General features: G+C 70.8%; 10 protein-coding genes. 4 read left to right on the forward strand and 6 right to left on the reverse strand.

Translation table 11 applies throughout. The features are described 5' to 3' along the window. Positions 1–61: 61 nt before the first annotated feature. Both ACIBK8_RS11875 and ACIBK8_RS11880 read right to left on the reverse strand, forming a co-directional pair. Positions 62–1,303 (reverse strand): outer membrane lipoprotein carrier protein LolA, encoded by a 1,242-nt coding sequence (locus ACIBK8_RS11875; RefSeq protein WP_399041558.1) that lies wholly within the window; start codon positions 1,301–1,303, stop codon positions 62–64. A 272-nt stretch (positions 1,304–1,575) separates the two neighbouring features. After that, entirely contained in the window at positions 1,576–2,589 is a 1,014-nt protein-coding gene (locus ACIBK8_RS11880; RefSeq protein WP_399041559.1) for a polyprenyl synthetase family protein, read from the reverse strand. A gap of 521 nt (positions 2,590–3,110) precedes the next feature. Between ACIBK8_RS11880 and fahA the strand changes: the two genes are divergently transcribed. Together fahA and ACIBK8_RS11890 are read left to right on the forward strand one after the other, a co-directional pair. Further along, positions 3,111–4,322 (forward strand): fumarylacetoacetase, encoded by a 1,212-nt coding sequence (fahA, locus tag ACIBK8_RS11885; RefSeq protein WP_399041560.1) that lies wholly within the window; start codon positions 3,111–3,113, stop codon positions 4,320–4,322. A gap of 350 nt (positions 4,323–4,672) precedes the next feature. After that, entirely contained in the window at positions 4,673–5,233 is a 561-nt protein-coding gene (locus tag ACIBK8_RS11890) for a GNAT family N-acetyltransferase (RefSeq protein WP_399041675.1), read from the forward strand. Positions 5,234–5,562: 329 nt separating this feature from the next. On the opposite strand, the gene ACIBK8_RS11895 is transcribed toward ACIBK8_RS11890, so the two are convergent. Then, on the reverse strand, positions 5,563–5,898 hold the full coding sequence (locus ACIBK8_RS11895) for a hypothetical protein (RefSeq protein WP_399041561.1): 336 nt from the start codon (positions 5,896–5,898) through the stop codon (positions 5,563–5,565). Positions 5,899–5,914: 16 nt separating this feature from the next. On the opposite strand from ACIBK8_RS11895, the gene ACIBK8_RS11900 reads away from it, so the two are divergent. Together ACIBK8_RS11900 and ACIBK8_RS11905 are read left to right on the forward strand one after the other, a co-directional pair. Continuing rightward, positions 5,915–6,274, forward strand: a complete 360-nt coding sequence (locus ACIBK8_RS11900) for a DUF4232 domain-containing protein (RefSeq protein ID WP_399041562.1) — start codon at positions 5,915–5,917, stop codon at positions 6,272–6,274. A gap of 136 nt (positions 6,275–6,410) precedes the next feature. After that, complete coding sequence (locus ACIBK8_RS11905; protein WP_399041563.1) at positions 6,411–6,902, forward strand: hypothetical protein; 492 nt, start codon at positions 6,411–6,413, stop codon at positions 6,900–6,902. Positions 6,903–7,004: 102 nt separating this feature from the next. Here ACIBK8_RS11905 and nuoN read toward each other — a convergent pair whose 3' ends face one another. Genes nuoN through nuoL form a run of 3 tightly spaced genes read right to left on the reverse strand, consistent with a single transcriptional unit; the run spans position 7,005 to position 12,199 of the window. After that, positions 7,005–8,621: an NADH-quinone oxidoreductase subunit NuoN gene (gene nuoN / locus ACIBK8_RS11910; protein WP_399041564.1), complete on the reverse strand. Its 1,617-nt coding sequence runs from the start codon at positions 8,619–8,621 to the stop codon at positions 7,005–7,007. A gap of 32 nt (positions 8,622–8,653) precedes the next feature. Further along, on the reverse strand, positions 8,654–10,312 hold the full coding sequence (locus ACIBK8_RS11915) for an NADH-quinone oxidoreductase subunit M (RefSeq protein WP_399041565.1): 1,659 nt from the start codon (positions 10,310–10,312) through the stop codon (positions 8,654–8,656). Positions 10,313–10,315: 3 nt separating this feature from the next. After that, entirely contained in the window at positions 10,316–12,199 is a 1,884-nt protein-coding gene (gene nuoL / locus ACIBK8_RS11920; protein WP_399041566.1) for an NADH-quinone oxidoreductase subunit L, read from the reverse strand. Positions 12,200–12,205: the final 6 nt, after the last annotated feature.

The raw sequence follows: 12,205 nt of genomic DNA on the forward strand, positions 1-12,205 counted from the left end.
GGCGCAGAGGCGGCCGGTCGCTAGCGGTGGCGCCGCGGCGCCCCCGGCGCGGGTGGGGGCGTCACTTGGCGGAGCCCGCCGCGTTGGCCGCGTTCACCAGCGCCTGCTTGTCGACGGCGCCGACGTAGACCGAGCCGTCGTCGGTCATCAGGGCGTTGACCAGGCGGGTGCTGAAGACCCGGCCGGAGCCGAAGTCGCCGGTCACCTTGTCGCCGATGCTGTCGAGGAACGACGCGGCGCCGCCCTCCTTGCCGGACGGCAGGCCGGACCCGGAGCCCTTGATCGTGGCGATGGACGTCCAGCCCTTGCCGACGACGTCGAACCCGCCCAGGCCCTGGGGGCCCTTGGCGCCCCGGGATCCCTTGAAGCCCTCGGGGAGGCCGTCGGCGTGCTGCTTGTCGCCGTCGACGACCTTGGCGCCCTTGGGAGGCGTGAAGGCGAACGTGGCGGCGGCGGGCTTGCCGAAGTCGACCTCGGTGAAGCCGGCCTCGACGGCAGCCGCTCCGCCGCTCTTGGGCGTGAGGGTGAACTTCAGCGGCACGCCGTTCCCTGCGTCCACCGCGATCCGGATCGCGCCGACCGTCGACGCGGACTGCTTCGGCTTGATCACCAGCTGGTACGCGTCCCGCCCGGCGACCTTCGCGGTGCCGTCGACGGTGACCGACGTGGTGTCACCCGCCGCCTTGAGCGCCTCCTTGGCCAGCTCCTTCGGGGTGGCGTTCTCCAGGCCCTTCGGCAGGTCCTCGGGCCCGCCGCGCTGCCCGGCATGCTTGCCGCTCCCGGCGCTGCGGCTGTGCACGGCGGTGTTGCTGCCGCCGTCGTACGCCCAGACCTCCTGGCCGTTGTGGACGAAGCTGTACTCGGCGGACCTGTCGACGATCGACACCCGCTGCCGCTCCGGGCCGTCGGCGGCCACCTTCAGCGTGTGCACACCGGACGCCAGCTCCATCAGCTTGCTCTGCGGGGAGGCCGACGCGCCGTCACCCTTCGCGCCGCCTTCGCCGCCCGCGCCGCCGAGACCACCGGGCAGGGACGGCAGCCCCAGATCGGTGCTGACGCGGAAGGTGCCGGACAGCTGCTGGGTGTCCGATGCGGCGACCTTCGCTATCAGCTGCTGCGCCGAGATCTCCGGCAGGTCGGGGGCACCGGATCCGGCGAACGCCGGGACCAGCCCGATCGTCGCCGCCGCCACCCCCGCCACCGCGACCGGCACCCCGTACCGCACCGCCTTGCGGCGCTTCGTCGAGCGCTCCCCGTCCGCGTACCGGTCGTCGGCGACCTCTGTCGGTTCGTTCCGTGGCATGTGCCCTACCTCCGTCGTGAGCGGCGGTTTCCGCGCTGCGCACTCGTCCGCCCCTGGCCCCGGTAGGGGGCCTTCCGCCGCGTTGTGGTGCGTTCCATCCCATCAAAACGGCCGGGACCGCGCGTCAACCAGGGGGAGCAACTCGTCCTCCCCCTGGGGGATGACGTCCGATCACCCCGGGAGCGGTTCCGTACACCGGGAGGGTGATCGGTCCCTAGGGGACGACGGATGGAGGGTGCCGGCCCGGAACGGTCAGCTCCGGGCGCCGCCGCTCATCCGGCGCGGTGCACCACCGCGTCGCACAGGCTTTCCAGCGCGGTCTTGGCCATGCAGTCCGGCAGCGGCGCCAGCGCGGCGCGGGCCTCCTCGGCGTAGCGCACGGTGTCCCGGCGGGCCTGTTCCAGCGCCGGGTGGGCGCGCAGCCGCGCCAGGGCGTCGGCGTGCCGCGCGTCGTCGGTGAGGTCGCCGGCCAGCAGCTCGCACAGCGCGCGGTCGTCGGCGGTGCCCGCCTCGCTCTCGGCGCGGGCCCGCAGGTGCAGCACCGGCAGCGTCGGGATGCCCTCGCGCAGGTCCGTACCGGGGGTCTTGCCCGATTCGTGCGAGTCGCTGGCGATGTCCAGGACGTCGTCGGCCAGCTGGAAGGCGGTGCCGAGCCGCTCGCCGTACTGGGTGAGGATGCTGACCGTCGACTCGTCGGCGCCCGACATCATCGCGCCGAAGCGGCAGGCGACGGCGACCAGCGAGCCGGTCTTGCCCGCGAGGACGTCCAGGTAGTGGTCGATGGGGTCGCGGCCGTCGCGCGGGCCCGCGGTCTCCAGGATCTGGCCGGTCACCAGGCGCTCGAACGCCTCGGCCTGGATCCGGACCGCGTCGGGCCCGAGGTCGGCCAGGATGTGCGAGGCGCGGGCGAAGAGGAAGTCGCCGGTGAGGACGGCGAGGGAGTTGCCCCAGCGGGCGTTGGCGCTGGCCACCCCGCGGCGCACGTCCGCCTCGTCCATCACGTCGTCGTGGTAGAGCGTCGCCAGATGCGTCAGCTCCACGACCACGGCCGACGGCACCACGCCTGGGGTGTACGGATCACCGAATTGGGCGGCCAGCATCACCAGCAGCGGCCGGAACCGCTTGCCTCCTGCACGGACGAGGTGCTGCGCGGACTCGGTGATGAACGGCACGTCGCTTTTGGTGGCCTCCAGCAGGCCCTCCTCGACAGCCGCCAACCCGGCCTGGACATCGGCCTCAAGAGCCTGGTCCCGCACGCTCAGCCCGAAGGGCCCGACGACGGTCACGAGGGGTACTCCTGTCTGCTGACGATCAAACGGATTGTCGATCTGTCGCTGTCTCCACCGTTGGCCAGCGTATCCGGTCCCAGTTCGATCACCGTGAGCGCCCGTCCCCCGAACCACCTCGGAAGTCGGCCGACCCTCCGCCCGGTATGTTCTTGATCACCCTTTGTGAAGGTTTTGCTAGGGGGACGGCGGATGAACAGCAGCACCTGCGCCCCCAGGAGCCACTCCCGTGACCGGAAAACCCGACACCCGCGAGGGCCACCGCGTCACCCACGAGAGCCACGTGCCCTTCGGCCATCCTTCACTCCGGCCATCCTTCACTTCAGCCATCCTTCGCTTCGGCCATCCTCGCGGACGGCTTCCCCGCTGCGCGTGCGACCGGCGTCGGCGGAGGGCGCGGCACGGGTGCGGACGGGGGTTTTCCACAGGCCGCACGTGGGGTGGCGGGGCGGTCGTACTCTGTGCGGCGGGGGCCCACCGGCCCGTCGGCCCACCGGCTACGAAGAACGCGAGGAGCTGTCATGACCGAGCAGAGCCCGTTCGACCTGGCGGAAGGCGATCCCTTCGGCCCGCACACCCTCCCCTACGGCGTCTTCAGCACCGCCGCGGCACCCGCGTTGCGCAGGATCGGTGTCCGGTACGGCCGGCATGTCCTGGACCTGAGTGCGCTGCCCGACGCGGTACGGCCCGAACACGCCGACGTGCTCGCCGCGCCGACGCTCAACCCGCTGCTGGCCGCGGGACGTTCGGTGTGGCAGGAGGTCCGCGCGGCCGTGCGGACCGCGGTCACCGCCCCCGCGCACCGCAGTGCGATCGCGCCCCTGCTGCATCCGCTGGAAGAGGTGACGCTGCACCTCCCGTTCGAGGTCGCCGACTACGTCGACTTCTACGCCAGCGAGCATCACGCCACCAACGTCGGCAAGATCTTCCGCCCGGACGCCGCCGCACTGCCCCCCAACTGGAAGCATCTGCCGATCGGTTACCACGGCCGGGCCGGCACCGTCCTGGTCAGCGGCACGCCGGTGGTGCGCCCCAACGGCCAGCGGAAGGCGCCCACGGACGCCGTTCCCTCGTACGGGCCTTCCACCCGGCTCGACATCGAGGCGGAGGTCGGCTTCGTGGTCGGCACCCCGTCGGCGCTGCACGAACCGGTCGCCCTGGGCGCTTTCCGCGACCACGTCTTCGGTGTCTGCCTGCTCAACGACTGGTCCGCGCGGGACATCCAGGCATGGGAGTACGTCCCGCTCGGCCCGTTCCTCGGCAAGTCCTTCGCGACGTCCGTCTCCGCCTGGATCACCCCGCTCGACGCCCTGGACCACGCCCGTACCGCCCCGCCCGCCCGCGACCTGCCGGTACTGCCGTACCTCGACGACACGGCGGCCGAACCGGGCGGCATCGACCTGCGCATCGAGGTGCGCATCAACGACGAGACGGTCTCCCGCCCGCCGTTCTCCACCATGTACTGGACCGCCGCCCAGCAGCTGGCCCATATGACCGTCAACGGCGCCTCGTTGCGCACCGGCGATCTCTTCGCGTCCGGTACGGTCTCCGGCCCCGAACCCGACCAGCTCGGCTGCCTGCTCGAACTCACCCAGGGCAAGGGGCCGTACCTCCAGGACGGCGACGAAGTCACCCTCACCGCCTGGGCGCCGGGCCCGGAGGGCGCCCGGATCGGCCTGGGCGAGGTCACCGGCCGGATCCTGCCCGCGCGGGACACGTCCTCGGGGGCGTGAACGGGCCGCCGGGCGCGCTCGATCCGCTGCCGGTGCACGGCGGGGCGCCGGCAGCGCGCCGGTCCTGCTGCGGGGCCGGCGAAGGGCACCAAGGGTGTGCCCACGCGGCGTTGGGCGCGCTCGGACGGCCGGCCGCTCACCTGGCTCTGCCCGCGGCGGCCGGAGAAGCGGTGTGCGGGGCGCATGCGAGGTGCGGGCGCTGGGCCGTTTCGGGTGACTCCCTTGCCGGGCCGCGCATTTGGCCCACCGCGAGTGAGCCGCCCGCCGACCGGCCGAGATCATCAGGGGTGCACAATGACCGCGTGCCGATAACTAACATCTCAAAGAGGGCAACGCTCGACGACGCCCAGATGGTCAGCCGCGCGCTGGCCCGCGCGTTCGACGACGACCCGATGATGCGCTGGTTCTTCCCTGAAGGCTCCTCTCGCGAGGCGGGGCTGGGCCGTTACTTCACCACGCTCTTCACCCGGCAGTATGTGCACCACGGCGTGTGCGAGCGCACCGACGCGGCAGCCTCCTTCTGGGTGCCGCCCGAGGGGCAAGCGAAGGCCGTTCCCGACGCCGAGACCATCCAGGAACTCCAGGACATCCTCGGCGACCGGGCCCCGCTGTTCCGCGATGCTGTCGAGGCCGCGGCCGAGCACACACCGGGGGAAGCGCACTGGTACCTGGCCGTGATCGGCGCCGACCCGGCCGCCCGGGGCCAGGGGCACGGGTCCGCCCTGCTGCGCTCGGGGCTGGCCCAGGCCGACGCGGCGGGCCTGCCCGTCTACCTGGAGTCCTCCAAGCCGTCCAACCTCCCCCTCTACGAGCACTTCGGCTTCACCGTGCTCGGGGAGATGCAACTGCCGGGCGGCGGCCCGACGCTGTGGGCCATGCGGCGCGCCCCTCGCACCCCGTCCGCCGGCTGAAGACCGTCCGGCGGGCAGTCGCCGGAGCCGCAGCCGCAGCCGCAGCCGCATCGCGGTGGGGATGACCACGTAAGCGTGGTGGGACGGCGGCCCGCAGCCGCCGTCCCACTCCCTTAGCGTGCGCGCTGCTGTGCGGGGCTGTCGTCGAGTCACGGATCTCCCACCTCTGTGCAACGGACACGTATGCAGGGGTTTGCAAGCGGAACGCAGGGCCGTAGCGTCGCTGTTCGCATGATCAAAAAGCTTGCTCGTGACGCTCTTGAGGCTGGTGAGGCTTGGGGGTGGGTGGCAGGGGCGGCACCCTTGAGTGGAGGAATAGCGATGCGCGTTCAGAAAATGCCGGCCCTCGCCGTGGCTGTGGTCGCGGCCGGTCTCTCGCTCACGGCCTGCGACGGCGGCAGCAGCAATGACGCGTCTTCGGGCGCGAGCGCGGCTTCCTCACAGAGCGCGGCGGACGGCGGCACTGCGACGCCCGGGAGCGGATCGCCCTCGGCTTCGCCCAAGGAATCGACGTCGGCTTCGGCCGCACCGAAGGAGTCGGCCTCGGGCTCGCCGGAGACACCGGCCCCGGCCAAGAAGCCGGCTTCCGGAGCCGATTCCGCGAAGGCGACGAAGCCGGAGGCCGGGGCGAACGCGCCACGGCAGTCGGCACCCCTTGGCTGCAAGACCTCACACCTGAAGATGAGCTTCTCCGACGGGAAGGCCGAGGGGCAGGTTCTGATCCATCTCAAGAACACGGGCGCCGCGACGTGTTCGCTGCAGGGCTTCCCCGGTGTCGACCTCAGGACGCAGGACGGCGGCCTCAGCGCGAAGCGCACCTCGTCCGCCGCGCCGCGCGTGACGTTGCGGACGGGGCAGGACACCCGGTTCACGCTGCGCTTCCCGCCGAACCACTCGGGCGGCAGCGGCCTGACCTTCACCAGCACGGTGGTCACCCCGCCCAACGAGACCCACTCCCGCACCTTGGCACTCCACATCAACATTGCTGCCTCCGACTCCGCCCCGGACATCACCGTGAGCCCGGTCGGCGCCGACAAGTAGCGTCCGGCAGCCTGCCGCACGCGCAGCAGTACCGGGAGACCGGGGCGGAGGCGACGTCTCTCGCCGCTGCCTCCCGGGGACCGGCCGGCTGCTAGCCTCACGTCCTCCTGTTCCACCACCGACCGAGGAGACGTACGTGCGCAAGGCAGTGCAGATCGCCGGAGCGACCGCCCTCGTCGCGATGCTGCTCAGCGGCTGCGGCGACAGCGGCGGCAGCAACTCCGGGAACAAGGAGGGCAAGCAGCCGGAGACGACGGCTCCCACGGCGCCGGACGACGCGGGCAAGCCCGCCGACGGCGGTTCCCTCGACGGCGCGTGGCAGACGAAGGCCGGGGACGACCCGCTGATCCTGGTCGTCTCCAAGGGGACGGTGGCGCTCAGCCAGGGCCACAAGACGGCCTGCCTGGGCAAGGTCGAGAAGATGGGCGGCATGGCCATGGCCGCGCTCAAGTGCACCACCGGGGACGACACCCGCACCATGGGCACGCTCAAGCCCAGCTCCGACGGCACGTCCCTCACCGTCGACTGGAAGAGCGGCCCCACCGAGAAGTACACCCGGTCGACCGACGGCAAGGTGAAGATCCCCGACCTGCCGGAGCTTCCCAGCGGCGTGCCCAACGGCAGCTGAGAGCACGGGCCGACGCACGAACGGCCGCTGCCCGGCACCCCTTTCACAGGTGCCGGGCAGCGGCCGTTCGCGTATCGGTCGGGGCCCCGGGTCGCGCCGGGGTCAGCGGACGAAGACGCTCGCCTGGCCCGCCAGATCGAGGAAGTACTGCGGCGCCAGGCCGAGTACGACGGTGACGGCGACGCCGACCGCGATGGCCGTCGTCGTCAGCGGGCTGGGCACCGCGACCGTCGGTCCTTCGGCCTTCGGCTCGCTGAAGAACATCAGCACGATCACCCGGATGTAGAAGAACGCGGCGATCGCCGACGAGAGCACACCGATGACGACCAGCCAGCCGGCACCGCTCTGCGCCGCGGCCTTGAACACCGCGAACTTTCCGGCGAAACCGGAGGTCAGCGGGATGCCCGCGAAGGCCAGCAGGAAGATCGCGAACACCGCGGCCACCAGCGGCGAACGCCGCCCGAGCCCCGCCCACTTGGACAGGTGCGTCGCCTCGCCCCCGGCGTCCCGTACCAGGGTGACGACGGCGAAGGCGCCGAGCGTCACGAAGGAGTACGCGGCGAGGTAGAAGAGCACCGAGGAGATGCCGTCCTCACTGGTGGCGAGGACACCGGCCAGGATGAAGCCGGCGTGCGCGATGGAGGAGTAGGCCAGCAGCCGCTTGATGTCGGTCTGGGTGATGGCCACGATCGCACCGCCCAGCATGGTGACGATCGCGACGCCCCACATCAACGGCCGCCAGTCCCACCGCAGCCCCGGCAGCACCACGTACAACAACCGCAGCAGCGCTCCAAAAGCCGCGACCTTGGTGGCCGCAGCCATGAAGCCGGTGACCGGGGTGGGCGCGCCCTGGTAGACGTCCGGCGTCCACATGTGGAACGGGACGGCGCCGACCTTGAACAGCAGGCCCATCAGCACCAGCGCACCGCCGATCAGCAGCAGCGCGTCGTTGCCCATCGTGCCGGCCAGCGCCGGGTCGATCTGCTTGGCGCCGTCGGCGACGACCTCGGCGATACCGGCGTAGGTGACCGTCCCGGCGTAGCCGTACAGCAGGGCGATGCCGAACAGGAGGAACGCCGAGGAGAACGCACCGAGCAGGAAGTACTTGAGCGCGGCTTCCTGCGACAGCAGCCGCTGGCGGCGGGCCAGCGCGCACAGGATGTAGAGCGGGAGGGAGAAGACCTCCAGGGCGATGAAGAGCGTCAGCAGGTCGTTGGCCGCGGGGAAGACGAGCATGCCGCCGACCGCGAACAGCACGATCGGGAAGACCTCGGTGGTGGTGAACCCGGCCTTGACGGCTTCCTGTTCGGCCTTGCCGCCGGGCACCGCCGCGGCCTGCGCGGCGAAGGAGTCGACCCGCTTGCCGTGCGACGCCGGGTCGAGCCTGCGCTCGGCGAAGGTGAACACGGCGACCAGCGACACCAGCAGAATGGTGCCCTGGAGGAAGAGCGCGGGGCCGTCGACGGCGATTGCGCCCATCGCCGCGACATGCGCCTTCGTCGTGCCGAAGCCGCCGGCCGCCAGGCCGATCACCGCGGCGAACGCGGCGGCCAGCGCCACCACGGAGAGCAGCAGTTGGGTGTAATAGCGGCTGCGGCGCGGCAGGAACGCCTCGACGACGATGCCGAGGACCGCGGCGCCGAGGACGATCAGCGTCGGGGAGAGCTGGGCGTACTCGATGTGCGGCCCCGGGATCTTGCCGGGTGTATCGGCCGCCATTGTCCACAGGCTGTGGACACTTGCCACGGAACTCACTTCGCGGCCTCCGCATCGTCACCGTGCGTGGCATGGCCGGGCCGGCTGCCGCCGGTGGTGGCATCCACGTGCACGTCGGGCTTGGGGTCCTGCTTGTCCACGACGGAGAGGGTGTGATCGACCGCCGGGTTGACGAGGTCGGTCAGCGGCTTCGGGTACACCCCGAGGAAGAGCAGCAGCGCGATCAGCGGAGCCACCACCACCAGCTCCCGCACCCGGAGGTCCGGCATCTTCCGCACCTCGGTCCGCACCGGTCCGGTCATCGTCCGCTGGTAGAGGACGAGGACGTAGAGCGCGGCGAGGACGATGCCGGCGGTGGCGATGATGCCGATCACCGGATAGCGGCTGAACGTGCCGACCAGCACCAGGAATTCGCTGACGAACGGGGCGAGGCCGGGCAGCGAGAGGGTGGCCAGACCGCCGATCAGGAACGTGCCGGCGAGGACGGGGGCGACCTTCTGCACCCCGCCGTAGTCCGCGATCAGCCGCGAGCCGCGGCGGCTGATCAGGAAGCCGGCGACCAGCATCAGCGCGGCGGTCGAGATGCCGTGGTTGACCATGTAGAGGGTGGCGCCGCCCTGGCCCTGGGAGGTCATCGCGAAGATGCCCAGGATGATGAAGCCGAAGTGCGAGATCGAGGCGTAGGCGATCAGGCGCTTGATGTCCCGCTGGCCGACCGCGAGCAGCGCGCCGTAGAGGACGCTGATCAGGGCGAGGACCAGGATGACCGGGGTGGCCCACTTGCTGGCCTCGGGGAAGAGCTGGATGCAGAAGCGGAGCATCGCGAACGTGCCGACCTTGTCGACGACGGCGGTGATCAGCACGGCGACCGGCGACGTCGACTCGCCCATGGCGTTGGGCAGCCAGGTGTGCAGCGGCCACAGCGGCGCCTTCACCGCGAAGGCGAAGAAGAAGCCGAGGAAGAGCAGGCGTTCGGTGCCGGCGCCGAAGTCCAGCTTCCCCGCGGCCCGCGCCTCGACGATCTGCGGCAACGAGAAGGTGCCCGCGCCGATTTGGTCGGCGGTGGCGGCGTAGAGGCCGATGACCGCGGCCAGCATGATCAGTCCGCCGGCGAGGTTGTAGAGCAGGAACTTCACTGCGGCGTAGGACCGTTGGGTGGCGGCCTGCTCCTCGCCGTGCTCCCCCGCGCCGTCCCCGAAGCCGCCGATGAGGAAGTACATCGGGATCAGCATGGCTTCGAAGAAGAGGTAGAAGAGGAAGACGTCGGTGGCCTCGAAGGAGATGACCACCATCGCCTCGACGGCGAGGATCAGCGCGAAGAAGCCCTGGGTGGGGCGCCAGCGGCGGTTGGGGCGCGCCTCCTCCAGGGGGTCGGCGTCGTGCCAGCCCGCCAGGATGACGAACGGGATCAGCAGGGCGGTGAGCGCGATCAGGGCGACGGCGATGCCGTCCACGCCGAGTTCGTAGCGGACGCCGAAGTCGGCGATCCAGGCGTGCGATTCGGTCAGCTGGAAGGGGCCCTTGGCGCCTGGCGTGAAGCGGAACGCGATCACGAGGGCCAGGACGAAGGTGACCAGCGAGAAGGACAGCGCCACCCACTTGGCGGCGGTGCGCTTGGCCGCGGGCAGCGCGGCGGTGGCGACGGCACCGACCGCCGGCACCACCGCGGTGGCCGTCAGCAGGGGAAACGACATGGCTCAGACACCCCTCATCAGCAGGGTCGCGGCGACGAGCACGGCCGCCCCGCCCAACATCTGGACTGCGTAGGAGCGGACGAAGCCGCTCTGCAACCGGCGCAGCCGGCCGGAGAGTCCGCCCATCGTGGCCGCGGTGCCGTTGACCGCGCCGTCCACCAGCGAGTGGTCGAGGTAGACCAGGGTGCGGGTGAGGTGTTCGCCGCCGCGTACCAGGACGACGTGGTTGAAGTCGTCCTGGAGGAGATCGCGGCGGGCGGCGCGGGTGAGCAGCGAGCCGCGCGGGGCGACGGCGGGGACGGGCTTGCGGCCGTACATCAGCCAGGCGAGGCCCACGCCGACGAGCAGCACCACGATCGTCGCGGTGGTGGTGGCCGTCGCGCTGAGCGGTGAGTGGCCGTGCTCGAAGGAGGTGACCGGCTCCAGCCAGCTGACGAACGCGTCGTTGATGCTGAACAGGCCACCGGCGAAGACCGATCCAACGGCCAGCACGATCATCGGGATCGTCATGGTCCGGGGCGACTCGTGCGGATGGACCTCCTGCGGATCCCAGCGCTTCTCGCCGAAGAACGTCATCAGCATCACGCGCGTCATGTAGAACGCGGTGATCGCGGCGCCCAGCAGGGCGGCTCCGCCGAGGATCCAGCCCTCGGTACCGCCCTTGGCGAACGCCGCCTCGATGATCTTGTCCTTGGAGAAGAAGCCGGACAGACCGGGGAAGCCGATGATCGCGAGGTACCCGAGGCCGAAAGTGATGAAGGTGACCGGCATGTACCTGCGGAGACCGCCGTAACGGCGCATGTCCACTTCGTCGTTCATGCCGTGCATCACGGATCCGGCGCCGAGGAAGAGCCCCGCCTTGAAGAAGCCGTGGGTGACCAGGTGCATGATCGCGAAGGCGTAGCCGATCGGGCCGAGGCCGGCCGCCAGGATCATGTAGCCGATCTGCGACATCGTCGAACCGGCCAGCGCCTTCTTGATGTCGTCCTTGGCGCAACCGACGATCGCACCGAAGAGGAGCGTGACGGCGCCGACCACGACGACGGCCATCTGGGCATCCGGCGCGGCGTTGAAGACCGCCCCGGAGCGGGTGATGAGGTACACGCCTGCGGTGACCATGGTGGCGGCGTGGATCAGGGCCGAGACCGGGGTCGGGCCCTCCATCGCGTCGCCCAGCCAGGACTGGAGCGGCACCTGGGCGGACTTGCCGCAGGCGGCCAGCAGCAGCATCAGGCCGATGGCGGTGAGCTTGCCCTCGCCGGTGTCGCCGGTCGAGGCGAGCACCGGGCCGAAGGCGAAGGTACCGAAGGTGGTGAACATCAGCATGATCGCGATGGACAGGCCGACGTCACCGACGCGGTTGACGAGGAATGCCTTCTTGGCGGCGGTGGCGGCGCTGGGCTTGTGCTGCCAGAACCCGATGAGGAGGTACGAGGCGAGGCCGACACCCTCCCAGCCGACGTACAGCAGGAGGTAGTTGTCGGCGAGCACCAGCAGCAGCATCGCCGCGAGGAAGAGGTTGAGGTAGCCGAAGAAGCGGCGGCGCCGCTCGTCGTGCTCCATGTAGCCGATCGAGTAGATGTGGATCAGCGATCCGACACCGGTGATCAGCAGGACGAAGGTCATCGACAGCTGGTCGAGCTGGAAGGCGAGGTCGGCGCGGAAGCCGCCGACCGGGATCCAGCTGAACAGGTGCTGGTGCAGGGCGCGGTCCCCGGCACTCTTGCCGAGCATGTCGGCGAAGAGCACCGCGGCGACGGCGAACGAGGCCACCGCCAGGAGCGTGCCGATCCAGTGGCCTGCGCGGTCGAGCCGTTTTCCGCCGCACAGCAGCAGGGCCGCACCGACCAGCGGTGCCGCGACAAGCAGCGCGATCAAGTTCTCCACTTTGTG

The organism is Streptomyces sp. NPDC050161, from assembly GCF_044460025.1.
GTDB lineage: Bacteria > Actinomycetota > Actinomycetes > Streptomycetales > Streptomycetaceae > Streptomyces.